This is a genomic window from Brachymonas denitrificans (genome assembly GCF_907163135.1).
GTDB lineage: Bacteria > Pseudomonadota > Gammaproteobacteria > Burkholderiales > Burkholderiaceae_C > Brachymonas > Brachymonas denitrificans_A.
Window position 1 is genome coordinate 596,992 of the sequence record NZ_CAJQUA010000001.1, and the last position, 17,316, is coordinate 614,307.

A 17,316-nucleotide genomic window follows, 5' to 3' on the forward strand; every position below is an offset into this window, starting at 1 on the left:
GCATGGGCCGCAAAAGTTACAATGAACGGTTCATGTCTGCCATCTCCATCCAATCCCTCGTCAAGACCTTCCCGCCGCGCGGCAATGCACCGGCGGTGCATGCGCTGGACCATGTCAGTTTCGACATCGGCCACGGCGAGTTCTTCGGTCTGCTCGGCCCCAACGGCGCCGGCAAGACCACGCTGATTTCCATCCTGGCCGGGCTGGCGCGTGCTAGCTCCGGTTCCATCAAGGTGCACGGTTTCGACGTGCGCACAGAGTACGTGCAGGCGCGCCGCCACCTGGGCATCGTGCCGCAGGAACTGGTGTTCGATCCCTTCTTCACTGTGCGCGAGGCGCTCCGCTTCCAGTCCGGCTATTTCGGATTGCGTCACAACGACGACTGGATCGACGAGCTGCTGGCCGGCCTGGGCCTGGCCGACAAGGCCAATGCCAACATGCGCCAGCTTTCCGGCGGCATGAAGCGCCGCGTGCTGGTGGCGCAAGCGCTGGTGCACCGTCCGCCTGTCATCGTGCTCGACGAGCCCACCGCTGGCGTGGACGTGGAGTTGCGCCAGACGCTGTGGCATTTCGTGGCCGACCTGAACCGCAAGGGCCATACCGTGCTGCTGACCACCCATTATTTGGAAGAGGCCGAGGCCCTGTGCCACCGCATCGCCATGCTCAAGAAAGGGCAGGTGATCGCGCTGGAAAAGACCAGCACGCTGCTGGCCAATGCCACGGCCAACGTGCTGCACTTCAAGACCGACGCGCCGCTGCCGCCCGCGCTGGCGGGGCTGGCCCGCATCACCGGCCGCATGGTGGAGCTGCCTGCGCATGATCCTCAGGAGATCGAGCAGCATCTGGCCGCGCTGCGCCAGGCCGGTGTGTCGGTGGAAGAGCTGGAAATCCGCAAGGCCGATCTGGAAGACGTGTTCATCACGCTCATGAACGCGCCGAGCTGCCCGGCGGGTGTGGACGCACGAGGAGTACAGGCATGACGCAGTCTCCCCCTTCCGTGAACCTGCAGCCCGGATTCCAGGGTCTGCAGGCCGTTCCCGCCGCCAACGACGGGTGGCAGATGCTGCTGCGCAAGGAAATCCTGCGTTTCTGGCGCGTGGCCTTCCAGACCATTGCCGCGCCGGTGCTGACTGCCGTGCTGTACCTGATGATCTTCGGCCATGTGCTGAGCGACCGCGTGCAGGTCTATCCGGGCGTCAGCTATGTCGCCTTCCTGGCGCCGGGCCTGGTGATGATGAGCGTGCTGCAGAACGCCTTCGCCAACAGCGCCTCCAGCCTGGTGCAGAGCAAGATCATGGGCAACCTGGTGTTCGTTCTGCTGACGCCGCTGGGGGGGCGCCACTGGTTCATTGCCTATGTGGGCGCTGCCATCGCGCGCGGCCTGCTGGTGGGGCTGGGTGTGTATCTGATCACGCTGTTCTATGCGCCGCCGCAGGCGGCCTATCCGCTGTGGATTCTGGCGTTTGCGCTGCTGGGCGCCGGCCTGATGGGTGCGCTCGGCATGCTGGCCGGCCTGTGGGCCGACAAGTTCGACCAGATGGCCACCTTCCAGAACTTCATCGTCATGCCGATGACCTTTCTCGCCGGCGTGTTCTACTCCATCCATTCGCTGCCCGGCATCTGGCAGACGCTGAGCCATTTCAACCCGTTCTTCTACATGATCGACGGCTTCCGCTATGGCTTCTTCGGCGTCAGCGATGTCTCGCCCTGGCTCAGCCTGGGCGTGGCCGGAGGCAGCTTCGTGCTGGTTTCCGCGCTGGTGCTGTACCTGCTCAAGACCGGCTACAAGCTGCGTAGCTGATACTTCACGATTGTTTCCAGGATTTTCATGACTGCCGACGAACTGCGCTCCCTCATCACGGCCGGGCTGCCGTGCGAACATATCACCATGGAAGGCGATGGCCGCCACTGGTTCGCGACCATCGTGTCGCCGGCCTTCGAGGGCAAGCGCCTGATCCAGCGCCACCAGCTGGTGTATGCCACGCTGGGCAACCGCATGCAGACGGACGAGGTGCACGCCCTGTCCATGAAGACCTTCACGCCGGCCGAGTGGGCCGCTGCGCAGGACTGAGCGCGCATCCTCCGAACAAGCAACAAGATTCCCTGAAAGAAGATCCAGACCATGGACAAACTCCTGATCCGCGGCGGCAAGCGCCTGCACGGCGAAATCGCCATCTCCGGTGCCAAGAACGCGGCGCTGCCCGAAATGTGTGCTGCGCTGCTGACGGCCGATCCGGTCAAGCTGACCAATGTGCCGCGCCTGCGCGACGTGAGCACCATGCGCAAGCTGCTCGAGAACATGGGCGTGGCGATCGAACTGCATGGCGAGCGCGGCGGCATCACCTTCGAAGCGCGTGATCCCGTCAATCCCGAGGCACCGTACGAACTGGTGAAGACCATGCGCGCTTCCGTGCTGGCGCTCGGCCCTCTGCTCGCGCGCACCGGACGTGCCAAGGTCTCGCTGCCGGGCGGCTGCGCGATCGGCGCGCGTCCCGTCGAGCAGCACATCAAGGGCCTGCAGGCCATGGGTGCCATCATCGACGTGGAGCATGGCTACATGGTGGCGCGCCTGCCCGAAGGCCGCACGCGCCTGAAGGGCGCCCGCATCACCACCGACATGATCACCGTGACCGGCACCGAGAACTTCCTGATGGCCGCCACGCTGGCCGAGGGCACCACCATCCTCGAGAATGCAGCGCAGGAGCCTGAGATTCCCGATCTGGCCGAGATGCTGATCAAGATGGGCGCGAAGATCACGGGCCACGGCACCAGCCGTATCGTGATCGAGGGTGTGGAAAAGCTGCACGGCTGCGAGCATGCCGTGGTGGCGGATCGCATCGAATGCGGCACCTTTCTGTGCGCCGTGGCGGCCACGGGCGGTGATGTGCTGCTGCGCAACGGCCGCGGCGACCATCTGGACGCCGTGATCGACAAGCTGTGCGATGCCGGCGCCGATATCACCAAGGAAGAGGGCGGCCTGCGCGTGCGTGCCGCCGGCCCGGCCTGGAACCACCTCAAGGCCCAGAGTTTCCGCACCACCGAATACCCCGGTTTCCCGACCGACATGCAGGCCCAGTTCATGGCGCTCAACGCCATCAGCCAGGGCAGCAGCATGGTGACCGAGACGATTTTCGAAAACCGTTTCATGCACGTCAGCGAATTGTCACGCCTGGGTGCCAATATCCAGATCGAAGGCAAGAACGCGATGGTGGAAGGCGTGAACAAGCTGTCGGGCGCCACCGTAATGGCGACCGACCTGCGCGCCTCTGCCGGCCTGGTGATTGCCGGTCTGGTGGCCGAGGGCGAGACCATCGTGGATCGCATCTACCACCTGGATCGCGGCTACGACCAGATGGAAGTGAAACTGCGCGCGCTGGGCGCCGACATCGAGCGCGTTGCCTGAGCGCGGCATCCAACGGATTTTTCCCATGATTACCCTGGCCCTGTCCAAAGGACGCATCTTTGACGAAACCCTGCCGCTGCTGGCGGCGGCCGAAATCGAGGTGCTCGAGAACCCCGAGAAATCGCGCAAGCTGATCCTGCCCACCAACAAGCCGGATGTGCGCGTGGTGCTGGTGCGCGCCACCGATGTGCCCACCTACGTTCAATATGGCGGCGCCGACATCGGCGTGGTCGGCAAGGACACCCTGATCGAGCACTGCGCCGAGTGGGGCGAAACCAGCCTGTACCAGCCGCTGGACCTGCAGATCGCGCGCTGCCGCATGAGCGTGGCCGTGCCGGCCGACTTCGACTACGCCGGCAAGGTGCGCCAGGGCGCGCGCCTGCGTGTGGCGACCAAGTACGTCAACATCGCGCGCGAGTTCTTTGCCGCCAAGGGCGTGCACGTGGACATCATCAAGCTCTACGGCAGCATGGAGCTGGCGCCGCTGACCGGCATGGCCGACGCCATCGTCGATCTGGTCAGCACCGGCGGCACGCTCAAGGCCAACAACCTGGTGGAAGTCGAGCACATCATGCCGATCAGCTCGCGCCTGGTGGTGAACCAGGCCGCGCTCAAGCTCAAGCAGCAGCCGATCCGCCACCTGATCGATACCTTTGCCAAGGCCGTGAAAAAGCCGGAAGTTGTAGACTGAACGCATGAGCACCCTGCAAGCCAAACCCCTTCGCCTGTCCACCTCCCAGCCTGACTTCGAGGCCGCCTTTCTGGCGCGCCTGCACTGGAGCGCCGACACCGATGCCGCCATCGAGCAGCGCGTGGCCGATATCCTGGCTGACGTGCAGCAGCGTGGCGACGCCGCCGTGCTCGAGTACACGGCGCGCTTCGACGGCCTGCAGGCAACCGGCATGGCCGAGCTGGAGCTGAAGCAGGACGAACTCAAAGCCGCTTTCGACAGCCTGCCGGACGTGCAGAAGCAGGCATTGCAGGCCGCAGCGGCGCGTGTGCGCACGTACCACGAGGCCCAGAAGCGCGCCAGCGGCCAGAGCTGGACCTACCGCGATGCCGACGGCACGCTGCTAGGCCAGAAAGTGACCCCGCTCGACCGCGTGGGCATCTATGTCCCGGGGGGCAAGGCGGCCTATCCGTCCTCCGTGCTGATGAACGCCATTCCGGCGCATGTGGCGGGCGTGGAAGACATCATCATGGTGGTTCCGACGCCGCGCGGCGAGCGCAATGCGCTGGTGCTGGCGGCTGCCTATGTGGCGGGCGTGTCGCGCGCCTTCACCATTGGCGGCGCGCAGGCCGTGGCAGCGCTGGCCTATGGCACGGCGACCGTCCCCAAGGTGGACAAGGTGACCGGCCCCGGCAACGCCTACGTGGCCAGTGCCAAGCGCCGCGTGTTCGGTACCGTGGGCATCGACATGATTGCCGGCCCGAGCGAAATCCTGGTGCTGGCCGATGGCAGCACGCCGGCCGAATGGGTGGCGATGGACCTGTTCAGCCAGGCCGAGCATGACGAACTGGCGCAGTCCATCCTGCTGTGCCCGGATGCGGCCTATATCGACGCGGTGCAGGCTGCTATCGACAGGCTGCTGCCCGAAATGCCACGCGCCGACATCATTGCCACGAGTCTGAACGGCCGCGGTGCGCTGATCCAGACCGCCAGCATGGAAGAAGCCTGCGCCATCAGCAACCGCATCGCGCCTGAACACCTGGAGGTGAGCAGCCGCGAGCCGCATCGCTGGGAGCCGCTGCTCAAGCACGCGGGCGCCATTTTCCTTGGGGCTTATACCAGCGAGAGCCTGGGCGATTACTGTGCCGGCCCCAACCACGTGTTGCCGACCAGCGGCACGGCCCGTTTCAGTTCACCGCTGGGCGTGTACGACTTCCAGAAGCGCAGCAGCATCATCGAGGTGAGCGAGCAGGGTGCGCAGGAGCTGGGACGCATTGCCAGCGTGCTGGCACATGGCGAGGGCCTGCAGGGTCACGCGCGTGCGGCGGAGATGCGCTTGAGGGATTGAGCGCCGGCTGAATGCAGAATGCAGCGAGCGCGGACAGCAGGGGGCACGGAACAAGTTGCGGCATGCGTTGCGCAACGTACAAGGCGAGCAGCAACCCAAGGCTCAAAAGACAATGACCGGCCAGCCGGTCATTGTCTTTTTGGATGGAAATCGGGGGCCAGTCCGGTTCCGGGTTGGCCTCCGGCTATCAGTTGGAGGTCACGATACCGCAGGCAATGCGCGCACCGGCGTTGCCGGCCGGCTGGGCCGTCACGTCGTCATCCTTCTCGTGCACGATCACGGCCTTGCCGATGATGCTGTTGGGGCCGCTCAGTGCCAGGCTGGTGCTGGTGATGTCGACGGCGGCTTCACCCTTGGAGTCGGCGTACAGCGGGGGCATGTCGCCCACGTGGTGTTCGCCCACGCCGTGCGCGCCATGCGGCTTGCCGGTGGGGTTGAAGTGGCCGCCAGCCGCGTTGCCCTTGTCGGCACAGGAGCCGTTCTCATGCACGTGGAAGCCATGCCAGGTTTTGGGCGGCAGGCCCTTGATGGTGCCGCTGACCACGACGTTGCCGTCGCGCTGGACGAACTTGATGTCGCCCTTGACGGTGCCGTTGGCCTCGGTGGGGGCAAGCTGCGCAGTGATGCCGGAAGGCTTCTTCTCGGCGGGCTTGGCGGCCGGCTTGCTGGCGGTGCTGGAGGCGCAGCCGGCGAGGGCGGCGACCAGCAGCAGGGACAGGGCGGGGGCAATCACGGATTTGGACATTCTGGGTTTCCCTTGGGTTGTGTTGACGGAACTGGCTTCAGGCCCGGGCCCTGCCTGTCCGGGTCAGCAAAACCCCTCCGGATGCACGCTGGCGGCCTGATGGCAGGCCAATATAGCAGGCGATCATGACAGGATTATCATAATCGCCCGTCCCCCGAATCAGGCCGTTTCCTGGCCGAGGATGTCCACCAGCGCCTGCACCAGCGCGGCGGATTGCGCATCGGTGCCGATGGAAATGCGCAGGAAGTTCTCGATGCGCGGCTTGCTGAAATGGCGCACGATGATGGAGCGCTCGCGCAGCGCCTTGGCCAGTTCGGCACCGCTGCGAACGGCGTGGCGCGCGAAGATGAAGTTGGCGGCGGACGGCAGCACCTCGAAGCCCAGCGCATGCAGGTGCGTGACCAGCGCCTCGCGCGTGGCGACGACCTTGGCGCAACTGTTGCGGAAGTGCGCATCATCCTCCACCGAAGCCACGGCGGCGGCCTGTGCCAGGCGATCGAGCGGGTAGGAGTTGAAGCTGTTCTTCACGCGCTCCAGCGCCTCGATCAGGCCGGCATCGCCAATCGCGTAACCCACGCGCAGGCCGGCCAGCGAGCGGCTCTTGGAAAAGGTGTGCACGACCAGCAGGTTCGGGTACTTGTTGACCAGCGTCGTCGCGCTTTCGCCGCCGAAATCCACATAGGCCTCATCCACCAGCACCACCGCATCCGGGTTGCCGGCGACGATGCGCTCGACCTCGCCCAGCGGCAGCGGGCTGCCGGTGGGCGCGTTGGGGTTGGCGAAAATGATGGCGCCGGCACGTTCGTCGGCGCGCGGCAGGTAGTCGTCGGCGCGGACGGCGAAGTTGTCGTCCAGCGGGATCAGCTTGTGCTCGATGCCGTACAGCCCGCAGTAGGTGGGGTAGAAGCTGTAGGTGATGTCGGGGAACCAGAGCGCCCGGTCGTGCTTGAGCAGGGCCATGAAGGCATGGGCCAGCACCTCGTCGGAGCCGTTGCCGACGAAGACCTGCTTCGGATCCACGCCGAAGCGCTGGGCCAGCACGGCCTTGAGCGCGTCCGATTCGGGATCGGGATACAGGCGCAGGCTGTCGCCGGTGGCGTTGCGGATGGCTTCGAGGGCACGCAACGAGGGGCCGTAGGGGTTCTCGTTGGTGTTGAGCTTGATCAGATTGTCGAGCTTGGGCTGTTCGCCCGGCACGTAGGGGACGAGGTCGTGGACCAGCGCGCTCCAGTAGCGGTTCATGGGTTCTGCCTGATGTTGCAATGCGGTAAAACAGCAATGTTAGCAGGGAGCCCGCGCTGTATGCATAAGGCTGCGCAGCAATGCGACAATAGAGGCTTCGCCCCCGGCCGTGCTGCAATGCGTTGCAGGGGTGCATCATGCCCGCGCGCCGGGCCGGCTGCCCGGCGGGCAATCGGCCAAATGCGGGCAAACGTTCCTACAATTCCCTACTGACCTGCTCCGGCCCGCGTGGCCGGGAGCGATGGAGAACCCACACGCCATGACCACCCCGATCGTGCCCAGCGCCCGTACTGCCGAGGTTTCGCGCAAGACTGCCGAAACCGACATCACCGTTGCCATCAACCTCGACGGCACCGGCACGTCCAGTCTCCAGAGCGGCATTGGCTTTTTCGACCACATGCTGGAGCAGATCGCCCGCCATGGCCTGATCGACCTGAACGTGGCCTGCAAGGGCGACCTGCACATCGACGGCCATCACACGGTGGAAGACATCGGCATCACCTTCGGCCAGGCCGTGGCCCGTGCCGTGGGCGACAAGAAAGGCATCCGCCGCTATGGCCATGCCTATGTGCCGCTGGACGAGGCGCTGAGCCGCGTGGTGATCGACCTGTCCGGCCGCCCCGGCCTGACGTATCACATCCCGTTCACTGCCGGCATGATCGGCGCGCTGGACACGCAATTGGTGTACGAATTCTTCCAGGGCTTCGTCAACCACGCGGGCGTCACCCTGCACATCGACAACCTGCGCGGCATCAACGCGCACCACCAGTGCGAGACGGTGTTCAAGGCCTTTGGCCGGGCGCTGCGCCAGGCGCTGGAACTGGATCCGCGTGCGGCCGGCATGATTCCTTCCACCAAGGGCAGTCTGTGATGGCAAAACCGGTCGTTGCGATCGTTGATTATGAAATGGGCAACCTGCGCTCGGTGGCGCAGGCCATGCTGCATGTGGCAGAGGACCGCTACGAGGTGGTGATTGCGCGCCAGCCCGAGCAGATCCAGCAGGCCGAGCGCGTGGTGCTTCCGGGCCAGGGCGCCATGCGCGACTGCATGCAGCACCTGCGCGACAGCGGCATGATGCAGGCGGTGCTGGAAGCGGCGGCGAACAAGCCGCTGTTCGGCGTCTGCGTGGGCATGCAGATGATGCTGGAGCACAGCGAAGAGGGCGATACGCCGGCGCTGGGACTGTTTCCCGGTGAGGTCAAACGCTTCCAGCTCGAAGGCCGTACCCAGCCCGATGGCAGCCGCTTCAAAGTGCCGCAGATGGGCTGGAACCAGGTTGCCATCTCCCGCCCGCATCCGGTGTGGGAAGGCATTGCCGACAACAGCTGGTTCTACTTTCTGCACAGCTATTTTGCATCGCCGGCCAATGCCGAACACAGCGTGGGCGAGGCCGACTACGGGGGCCGCTACACCGCCGCGATTGCGCGCGACAATATTTTTGCCACCCAGTTCCATCCCGAGAAAAGCGCCGACGCCGGTCTGGCGCTGTACCGCAACTTCCTGCACTGGAAGCCCTGATTCCCGCATGGTCGGGGCCCCGCATTCCTTTTTCTGATTTTTCGAGACCATCATGCTGCTGATTCCTGCCATCGACCTGAAAGACGGCCAATGCGTGCGCCTGCAACAGGGCGACATGAACCGCGTCACCACCTTCAATACCGATCCGGTGGCGCAGGCCGTCCACTGGCTGGAGCAGGGCGCACGGCGCCTGCATTTGGTGGACCTGAACGGCGCCTTTGCCGGCAAGCCCAAGAACCTGGGCGTGGTGAAGGAAATCCTGCAGGAGCTCGGGGATGAAATCCCGGTGCAGCTGGGCGGCGGCATCCGCGATCTGGACACCATCGAGCAGTACATCGACGCCGGCCTGCGCTATGTCATCATCGGCACTGCCGCGGTGAAAAACCCCGGCTTCCTGGCCGACGCCTGCAGCGCTTTCGGCGGCCACATCATCGTGGGCCTGGATGCCAAGGACGGCAAGGTAGCCACCGATGGCTGGAGCAAGCTGACCGGCCACGAAGTGACCGATCTGGCGAAGAAGTACGAAGACCTGGGCGTGGACAGCATCATCTATACCGATATCGGCCGCGACGGCATGCTGAGCGGCGTGAACATCGAGGCCACGGTGCGTCTGGCGCAGGCCAGCACGATTCCGGTGATTGCCTCCGGCGGCCTGAGCAATATGGACGACATCGAGAAGCTGTGCGCGGTCGAGGACGAAGGCGTGGTGGGCGTGATTGCCGGCCGTGCCATCTACAGCGGCGATCTGGATTTTGCCGCTGCGCAGGATCGCGCCGACGAGCTCAACGGTACGGACGAGTAAGCGGCAGCCGTGTCCAACATTTCCCTGTTGCCGGCGGATCTGCCGGTGGTGACCTTGCAGGCACGCTCGGGCGAACGTGCCGTGGTGGCGCTGTTCGGCGCGCAGGTGCTGTCATGGACATCGGCCGAGGGCAAGGAATTGCTCTATCTCAGCCCGAAGGCGGTGCTGGATCGCAGCGCGGCCATCCGCGGCGGCATTCCGGTGTGCTGGCCGCAGTTCAACCGGCGCGGGCCGCTGGTCAAGCACGGCTTTGCGCGCGTGGTGCCCTGGCGGGTGCTGGAGCAGTCGGATGCGGCCGTTACCCTGCGCTTGACGCGTGCCGATGTGCCGGAGGCACTGTTGCAGGATGCGCAAGGTATCATGGCCTGGCCGCATGACTTCGAGGTCGACCTGACGGTACGCCTGCTGTCGGCGCGGCTGGATGTGCAACTGCAGGTGCGCAACACCGGGGCGCAGGCGTTTGCCTTCACCACGGCGCTGCACAGCTATCTGGGCGTGGATGACGTGGCCGCGCTGGCGATCAGCGGGGCGGACGGCCAGCGTTATTGGGATGCCGTAACGGGCGCCGATCCCGAGTATCCGGTACAGCAGGGCGACATCGTATTTGCCGGCGAGGTGGACCGTGTCTATCCGGCTTTGCCGCGCGCCACGCTGCAACAGGCCTCGCACTGGCTGCGTGTGTCGCAGCCGGCCAGCATGGCGCAAACCGTGGTGTGGAATCCGGGTGCCGCCTTGTGCGCAAGCTTGCCGGACCTGCCGGCTGACGGCTATCGCCGGTTTGTCTGTGTCGAAGCAGCACAGATCGATACGGCGGTGACGCTGGAACCGGGACAAGCCTGGCAGGGCGGGCAGACCTTGCAGGTTGCCTGATTGTCCGGCTATTGGCCAGACAAGCAGGGGCGTCCTGAGCGGAAAAACTGTCTGGGCATGGCAGCAGAACGGGGTCTCGCCGTTAGGGGCTGTTTGCGGCCGCTTTGTCCGGGTTCCTGCGTGGGTTGGGGAAGTTGCTTCACAATGACCGAAACCCTGATCCGATGACAGCTTCCTCTCCTTCGATTTCCTTCTGGCGCCTGGGCTGGCGCACGCTCTGGCGCGATGTGCGCGCGGGTGAGTTGCGCATGCTGGTGCTGGCCGTGCTGCTGGCGGTGGCAGCGCTGACGGCGGTTGGTTTCTTTGCCGACCGGCTGAACAATGCCTTGCTGCGCGATGCGGCGCAGATGCTCGGTGGCGATGTGGTGGTGAGCAGCGACCAGCCGACCCCCGCCGCTTTTGCCGAGCGCGCCAGAGCGCTGGGCCTGACCGCCATCCAGACGCAGACCTTCCCGACCATGGCGCGTACCGCGCCGGAAAAGGGCGAGGCCGGGCGGCTGGTCATGCTCAAGGCGGTGAGTGCCGGATATCCCTTGCGCGGGACGTTGGGGGTGATGCAGCCAGCATCTGCCGCAAGCGCCGGCAGCAAGACTCGTGAAGGTTCCACAGGTACAGAAGGATCTGCCGGCACAGCTGCTACCGTCCCGGCAAGTTCTGCCAAGCCAGACCCAGTCGCTGTTCCAGGCGGCATGTCGACATCGGTGCAGGAACAGGCGGTTACGCACGGCCCCGGGCGCGGAGAGATCTGGCCCGAGCCGGCCGTGCTGGATACGCTCGGCCTGCAGATCGGCGATGACTTGCTGCTCGGCGAAAGCCGCCTGCGCATCAGCGGAGTGCTGACGCGCGAGCCTGACCGGGGCAACAACTTCGTCAACTTCGCGCCCCGCGCCATGATGGCGCTGGAAGACCTGCCAGCCACGCAACTGGTGCAGCCTGCAAGCCGCGTGAACTACCGGCTGGCACTGGTCGGCCCGGCCAATGCCGTGCGCAGCTACACCGCCTGGGCGCAGGCAGAGCTGAAGCGACCGGATGTGCATGGCATCCGGGTGGAGGCGCTGGAGGGCAACAACCCGCAGATGCAGCAAACACTGGGTCGCGCCGGCAATTTCCTGAACCTGGTGGCCCTGCTGGCTGCATTGCTGAGTGCCGTTGCCGTGGCACTGGCGGCGCGCGGCTTTGCGGCGCGTCATCTGGATGATTGCGCCATGCTGCGCGTGCTCGGCCTGCCACAGCGCAAGATCGCGCTCGCCTACACCTTCGAATTTGCCCTGTTGGGCTTACTGGGCAGTGCGCTGGGCCTGTTGCTCGGTTATCTGGTGCATTACGCCTTCGTCTGGCTGCTGGCTGGTTTGGTGCAGACCGATTTGCCGCCGCCCGGCGCGGCGCCGTTCGGGCTGGGGCTGGGCGTGGGCATGACGCTGTTGCTGGCATTCGGCCTGCCACCCGTGCTGCAACTGGCCGGCACGCCGCCGCTGCGGGTGATCCGGCGCGAACTCGGGCAGCTCAAGGCCGCGCCGGCATCCGCGGTGCTGCTGGGGGTTGCGGGTTTCGCCGCCTTGCTGCTGGCCACCAGCCAGGATCTCAAGCTGGGTCTGATTGCCGTAGGAGGCTTTGCCGGCGCCGTGCTGCTGTTCATGCTGCTGGGCTGGCTGGCCGTGCTGCTGCTGCGTGGGTGGCTCCGCCGCGGACCGCGTCTGCCGCACTGGCTGTCTCTGGCCTGGCGCCAGCTGACCGCGCGGCCGGTGTTTGCCATGGTGCAGGTCAGCAGCCTGGCCGTGGGCCTGCTGGCCTTGCTGCTGCTCCTGCTGCTGCGCACGGATCTGGTGGAGGACTGGAAGCGCGCCACGCCTGTGGATGCACCGGACCGCTTCGTCATCAACATCATGCCGGACCAGGCCGAGGCTTTCCGCGCCGCGTTGCAGCAGGCGGGCGTGCGCCAGTACGACTGGTACCCGATGGTGCGCGGGCGCCTGGTGGCCATCAATGGTCGCGCAATCGCGCCCGAGCAGTTTCAGGAAGACCGTGCACGCCGGCTTGTGGACCGTGAATTCAACCTGAGCTTCAGCGCGCAACGGCCGGTGCACAACCCGGTGGTGGTCGGCAGCTGGCGCGACGGCGATGCCCGGGGCCTGAGCATGGAGCAGGGCATCATGGAAACGCTGGGCCTGAAACTGGGCGACCGCCTGCTGTTCGACATGGGCGGCGTACAGCGCGAGAACACCATCACATCGGTGCGCAAGGTCGACTGGACCTCGATGCACGTCAACTTCTTCGCCATGTATCCCGTTGCCTCACTGGGAGACGAAGTGGCCACCACCTGGATCACGGCCTACCGAACACCGCCGCCGCTTGCTGGTCAGCCCAGCCTGGACAACCGCCTGCTGCAGACTTTCCCCAACATCACCCAGATCGACATGACGGCCACCATCCGCCAAGTGCAGGGCGTGCTCGAACAGGTGATCCGCGCGGTGGAACTGCTGTTCGGCTTTGGCCTGGCAGCGGGTGTCGTGGTGCTGTTTGCCACCGTCAGTGCCACGCGCGAGGAGCGGGCGCGCGAACTGGCCATCATGCGTGCACTCGGGGCGGGCAACCGGTTGCTGGGCCGCATGCTGACGGCCGAACTGGCGGGAACGGGTGCCCTGGCCGGCCTGCTGGCGGCCCTGGTGGCGCTGGCGCTGGGCTGGGCGCTGGCGCGCTATGTGTTTGAATTCGACTGGTCACTGGCCTGGTGGGTGCTGCCTGCGGGGACACTGGCTGGATCGCTGCTGTCGTGGCTGGCCGGACGCTGGAGCCTGCACGGCCTGCTGCGCCGCCCGGTGGTGGCCACGCTGCGGGCAGCGACGACGGAATGAATTGCCTGATGGATTGCCATGTCTGATACCGATACCCCGAACGCAACGCGCAACGCGCACCCCGAAACCGTATTCGAGTGGATCGGCGGCGAGCCGGTGCTGCAGCAACTGGTGGACCGCTTCTACGACTTGATGGAACTGGAGCCGGCCTATACCGAGTTGCGCGCAGCCCATGGCCCCAGCCTGGATCGTGCCCGCCAGCACCTGTTCTGGTTCCTGTGCGGCTGGAGCGGCGGGCCGGACTACTTCGTCGAGCGCTTCGGCCATCCGCGCCTGCGGGCGCGCCATCTGCCATTTTCCATCGGCGAGACGGAGCGCGACCAGTGGGTCGCCTGCATGGACCAGGCCATGGGCGATGTGGGCATCGATCCCGAATTGCACCAGCGGCTGAACCAGAGTTTTTTCCAGACGGCCGACTGGATGCGCAACCGGCACGGCTGAAAGCGTAGTCGCAGGAGGCGGGCGCCAGCGTGCCGCCATGGTATTGAGCGGCCGTCGCCCATCAGGAATAGCTCAGCCGCCCGCTCCACTATGCTGCGGCGCCAGCAGCACGATCAGCGCTCCTGCACCACCCTCGGAGGGCTTGGCCTGCACAAAAGCCAGCACCTCCTTCTTCTGGATCAGCCAACCGTACATCTTGTGCTTGATCACCGAAGTCTTGCCCGGTGAGCCCAGTCCCTTGCCGGTGATGATGCGCACGCAGCGCACATCGTGGCGCTGGCATTCGCGGATGAAGGCGCCCAGCGTATCGCGCGCACCGTCACGGCGCAGCCCGTGCAGGTCGAGCTGGGCCTGGATGCTCCATTGGCCCTGGCGCAGCTTGCGCACCACGTCCGGGCCCACCCCGGGGCGGCGGTAGCTCAGGGTTTCGTCGGTTTCAAGCAGGGTCGTGATATCGAAGGCATCGCTCAGCGCCTCCTGCAGCACGGCCTGGTGATCACGCTCGCGCTGAACCGGGCGCGGCGCCACAGGCTCCCCGCGCAGGGCCACGCGGCCGTGGTGGTTGCCGGACAGCGGCTGAACCTTGCCCACGGCATGTACGAACAGCCGCTGCTCGGCCTGGAGGCGCTGGCGTTCTTCCTGCTCGGCACGCAGGCGTGCGGCTGCCTCGGCCCGCTGCTGGTCGAGCGTGGCCTTGAGGTGCTTGAGGTCGCTCAGGGAATTGGCAATCTGTTTCATCGTTGCAATCAGTCATCCAGGCTGGCGCTCCAGCGATCGCCCCAGGGGCCTTGCGCATTGGCGTCGCGCGTCTGCTGCAGCTGGCGGCGGTCGCGCTTGGTGGGTCGTCCCTGCATGATGCTGTGCGCAGGCTCCGGCGCCAGCCGGCGCTGCTCGGCCAGGGCGCTGCGCAGGGCCAGGCTTTCTTCCGTTTCCTGATACAGCTTTTGTGCTTCCGGCGCCGGGCCGCGGCGGCTGGAGAGGGCGCATACCTGCACGCTGCGGGTGGCGTAGCCCTGGCGCAGGCTGATGCAGTCGCCCACCTTCACGTCGCGTGCCGGCTTGCATTCCTGGTCGTTCACACGCACCCGTCCCTTGTGGATTTCATCCACGGCCAGGGCGCGTGTCTTGTAGAAGCGCGCGGCCCAGAGCCATTTGTCGATGCGCATGCGGTCGCTGGAAGAAGTATCTGTCATTCTTTTTCAATATGCTGCAAGCGATGATCCTACTGTACGGTGCGGATTTGCACATGGCATGCCCGAACGCCGTATGTTGCGTAAACTCTGCAATAGTCCTGTCGCGTAGGTCACACCAAAACAGGAAATTTCAAGATCCCGGCCACTACAGCACAGGCATTACACCGTTTTCCCGTAATATCCCTGATTTGCTGCAGCGCACAAAATGCGTTTGGTAGCTTACGGAAACCCAGAACCGCGCATGTCCCGTCCAGAAAAATCCCCCTCTGCCCGCTCTTCCGCCCGAGCCGCTTTGCCAAGGCGCAAGAAGGTCAATCTCGCCCTGCAGGGCGGCGGCGCGCATGGTGCATTTACCTGGGGCGTGCTGGATGCCCTGCTGGAAGATGGCCGCCTGGAATTCGAGGGCATCAGCGGGGCGAGTTCCGGCTCGGTCAACGCCGTGGCCCTGGTCGACGGGCTGATTCGCTGCGATGCCGAAAACATGGATTGCTACGAGGCTGCGCGCAGCAAGCTGCGCAACGTCTGGAAGGGCGTCATGGCTGCCGGCAGCCTGACGGCACTGAACGACAACCTGGCCAGCATGGTGCCGTTTCTCTCCATGCTGCCCAACCCCGGCAGCATTCTGGCCAACGCCTTTCAGCAATGGTCATCCCCCTACAACTTCAACCCGCTGGATCTGAATCCGCTGCGCGAATTGCTGCGCCGCGAGGTGGATTTCGATGCGCTGGCGCGCATGCGCAAGCACCATCTGTTCCTGTCCGCCACGCATATCAGCTCGGGCAAGGCAGAGGTGTTCACCGGCAAGGAAATCAGCCTGCAGGCGGTGATGGCATCCTCCTGCCTGCCGCAGGCCTTCCAGGCCGTGGAGATCAACGGCCACCACTACTGGGACGGCGGCTTTGTCGCCAATCCGCCGCTCACGCCGCTGATTTCCAACTGCGAATCGGCCGATATCCTGCTGGTGCAGATCGCCCCGCTCGAACGCACGGGCGTGCCGACCAGCCAGACGGAGATCACCGATCGCATCAACGAAATCACTTTCAACGCCAACCTGCTGTCGCAGATGCACACCATCGGCTTCGTCAACCGCCTGATCGACGAAGGCAAGCTGCAGGAACCGGAGTTCAAGCGTGTGCTGATGCACCGCATCGATGGCGGCGAAATGCTGTCGGGGCTGGACAGCTACAGCAAGATTTCTACCGACACCACGCTGCTCAACCGCCTGTTCGAGCACGGCCGTGCGCAGGCCCAGGCCTGGCTCAAGAAAGCCTATCCGCTGGTTGGCAGGAAGAGCAGCATCAATATCGACCGGGATTATTCCGACGACATGGTGATGCACGACTGAGCCGGCTGGCTCAGTAGTCGCGATCCGGCATGACCTCCTGCAGGATGGTGGTGGCGATTTCCTCGATCGACTTGGTGGTGGTGGAGAGCCAGCGCACGCCGGCGCGGCGCATCATGGACTCGGCCTCGGCTACCTCGTAGCGGCAATTTTCCAGGCTGGCGTAGCGCGAGCCGGGGCGGCGCTCGTTGCGGATCTCGCTCAGGCGATCGGGCTGGATGGTCAGGCCGAATAGCTTGGCCTTGAAGGGCAGCAGCGAGGGGGGCAGCTGGCGGCGTTCGAAATCTTCCGGAATCAGCGGATAGTTGGACACCTTCAGGCCGTACTGCAGGGCCAGGTACAGCGAGGTGGGCGTCTTGCCGCTGCGGCTGACCCCGATCAGGATCACATCCGATTCTTCCAGGCCCTTGTTCATCTGCCCGTCGTCGTGCATCAGGCTGAAGTTGATGGCTTCCATGCGGTCGCGGTAGGCCTGGCTCTTGGCCACGTCGGAGAAGCGGCCCACGCGGTGGTGCGATTTGATGCCGAGCTCGCGCTCCAGCGGGTTGACGAAAGTGGCGAACATGTCCATCACTACGGCGTGCGTGTCGGCGTTGATGACGTGCACCACGTCCATGTTGACCAGCGTGGTGAAGACGATGGGCCGCACCCCCTCGTTCTGGGCCACGGTGTTGATCTGCTCGACCACCTTGCGCGCCTTCTCCAGGCTGTCGATGAACGGCAGGCGCACGTAGCGCACCGGAATGTCGAATTGCGCCATGATCGACTTGCCGAAGGTTTCGGCGGTAATGCCGGTGCCGTCGGAGACGAAGAATACGGTGCGGAGGTAGCGGGTGTTGGGCATGCGTCGATCCTGCAAGGTGTTTTGCTGCGAGTGTAACGCGGCGGCG

At 65.2% G+C, this 17,316-nt stretch carries 18 protein-coding genes; 13 read left to right on the top strand and 5 right to left on the bottom strand.

Translation table 11 applies throughout. The features are described from left to right. Nucleotides 1-32: 32 nt before the first annotated feature. The 6 genes from KKQ75_RS02835 (at nt 33) to hisD (ending at nt 5,421) form a co-directional block, all read left to right on the top strand. A complete protein-coding gene (locus KKQ75_RS02835; protein ID WP_213360140.1) occupies nt 33-980 on the top strand; it encodes an ABC transporter ATP-binding protein in 948 nt (315 codons plus the stop codon). Nucleotides 981-1,060: 80 nt separating this feature from the next. Further along, nucleotides 1,061-1,801 (top strand): ABC transporter permease, encoded by a 741-nt coding sequence (locus KKQ75_RS02840; RefSeq protein ID WP_250131105.1) that lies wholly within the window; start codon nt 1,061-1,063, stop codon nt 1,799-1,801. A 27-nt stretch (nt 1,802-1,828) separates the two neighbouring features. Next, the gene (locus KKQ75_RS02845) at nt 1,829-2,071 is read left to right on the top strand and encodes a BolA family protein (RefSeq protein WP_213360142.1); all 243 of its coding nucleotides are present in this window, start codon (nt 1,829-1,831) and stop codon (nt 2,069-2,071) included. Between the two features lie 51 nt (nt 2,072-2,122). Continuing rightward, the gene (murA, locus tag KKQ75_RS02850; RefSeq protein ID WP_213360143.1) at nt 2,123-3,403 is read left to right on the top strand and encodes a UDP-N-acetylglucosamine 1-carboxyvinyltransferase; all 1,281 of its coding nucleotides are present in this window, start codon (nt 2,123-2,125) and stop codon (nt 3,401-3,403) included. A 25-nt stretch (nt 3,404-3,428) separates the two neighbouring features. Beyond that, nucleotides 3,429-4,094, top strand: coding sequence for an ATP phosphoribosyltransferase (hisG, locus tag KKQ75_RS02855; RefSeq protein ID WP_213360144.1), 666 nt, complete (start codon nt 3,429-3,431; stop codon nt 4,092-4,094). A gap of 4 nt (nt 4,095-4,098) precedes the next feature. After that, a complete protein-coding gene (gene hisD / locus KKQ75_RS02860) occupies nt 4,099-5,421 on the top strand; it encodes a histidinol dehydrogenase (RefSeq protein WP_213360146.1) in 1,323 nt (440 codons plus the stop codon). Nucleotides 5,422-5,608: 187 nt separating this feature from the next. Here hisD and KKQ75_RS02865 read toward each other — a convergent pair whose 3' ends face one another. Further along, the gene (locus KKQ75_RS02865) at nt 5,609-6,166 is read right to left on the bottom strand and encodes a superoxide dismutase family protein (RefSeq protein ID WP_213360148.1); all 558 of its coding nucleotides are present in this window, start codon (nt 6,164-6,166) and stop codon (nt 5,609-5,611) included. 159 nt (nt 6,167-6,325) lie between these two features. After that, complete coding sequence (gene hisC / locus KKQ75_RS02870; RefSeq protein ID WP_213360149.1) at nt 6,326-7,408, bottom strand: histidinol-phosphate transaminase; 1,083 nt, start codon at nt 7,406-7,408, stop codon at nt 6,326-6,328. Nucleotides 7,409-7,667: 259 nt separating this feature from the next. Between hisC and hisB the strand changes: the two genes are divergently transcribed. From hisB to KKQ75_RS02900, 6 genes are all read left to right on the top strand, one after another. Beyond that, nucleotides 7,668-8,279 (top strand): imidazoleglycerol-phosphate dehydratase HisB, encoded by a 612-nt coding sequence (hisB, locus tag KKQ75_RS02875; RefSeq protein WP_213360150.1) that lies wholly within the window; start codon nt 7,668-7,670, stop codon nt 8,277-8,279. Further along, on the top strand, nt 8,279-8,926 hold the full coding sequence (gene hisH / locus KKQ75_RS02880) for an imidazole glycerol phosphate synthase subunit HisH (protein ID WP_213360151.1): 648 nt from the start codon (nt 8,279-8,281) through the stop codon (nt 8,924-8,926). The genes hisB and hisH overlap by 1 nt, the downstream gene beginning before the upstream one ends. A gap of 52 nt (nt 8,927-8,978) precedes the next feature. Further along, on the top strand, nt 8,979-9,728 hold the full coding sequence (gene hisA, locus KKQ75_RS02885) for a 1-(5-phosphoribosyl)-5-[(5-phosphoribosylamino)methylideneamino]imidazole-4-carboxamide isomerase (RefSeq protein WP_213360152.1): 750 nt from the start codon (nt 8,979-8,981) through the stop codon (nt 9,726-9,728). 9 nt (nt 9,729-9,737) lie between these two features. Further along, nucleotides 9,738-10,598, top strand: a complete 861-nt coding sequence (locus KKQ75_RS02890; protein WP_213360154.1) for a D-hexose-6-phosphate mutarotase — start codon at nt 9,738-9,740, stop codon at nt 10,596-10,598. 164 nt (nt 10,599-10,762) lie between these two features. Then, nucleotides 10,763-13,450, top strand: a complete 2,688-nt coding sequence (locus tag KKQ75_RS02895; RefSeq protein WP_250130979.1) for an ABC transporter permease — start codon at nt 10,763-10,765, stop codon at nt 13,448-13,450. An 18-nt stretch (nt 13,451-13,468) separates the two neighbouring features. After that, entirely contained in the window at nt 13,469-13,891 is a 423-nt protein-coding gene (locus tag KKQ75_RS02900) for a group II truncated hemoglobin (RefSeq protein WP_213360157.1), read from the top strand. A gap of 72 nt (nt 13,892-13,963) precedes the next feature. Here KKQ75_RS02900 and KKQ75_RS02905 read toward each other — a convergent pair whose 3' ends face one another. Then, nucleotides 13,964-14,629 (bottom strand): Smr/MutS family protein, encoded by a 666-nt coding sequence (locus KKQ75_RS02905; protein WP_213360159.1) that lies wholly within the window; start codon nt 14,627-14,629, stop codon nt 13,964-13,966. An 8-nt stretch (nt 14,630-14,637) separates the two neighbouring features. After that, nucleotides 14,638-15,084 (bottom strand): RNA-binding S4 domain-containing protein, encoded by a 447-nt coding sequence (locus KKQ75_RS02910; RefSeq protein ID WP_213360161.1) that lies wholly within the window; start codon nt 15,082-15,084, stop codon nt 14,638-14,640. Nucleotides 15,085-15,325: 241 nt separating this feature from the next. Here KKQ75_RS02910 and KKQ75_RS02915 point away from each other — a divergent pair, with 241 nt between their 5' ends. Continuing rightward, nucleotides 15,326-16,429, top strand: coding sequence for a patatin-like phospholipase family protein (locus KKQ75_RS02915; RefSeq protein WP_213360164.1), 1,104 nt, complete (start codon nt 15,326-15,328; stop codon nt 16,427-16,429). 10 nt (nt 16,430-16,439) lie between these two features. Here KKQ75_RS02915 and ppsR read toward each other — a convergent pair whose 3' ends face one another. Further along, complete coding sequence (gene ppsR / locus KKQ75_RS02920) at nt 16,440-17,270, bottom strand: posphoenolpyruvate synthetase regulatory kinase/phosphorylase PpsR (protein WP_213360166.1); 831 nt, start codon at nt 17,268-17,270, stop codon at nt 16,440-16,442. Nucleotides 17,271-17,316 lie beyond the last annotated feature (46 nt).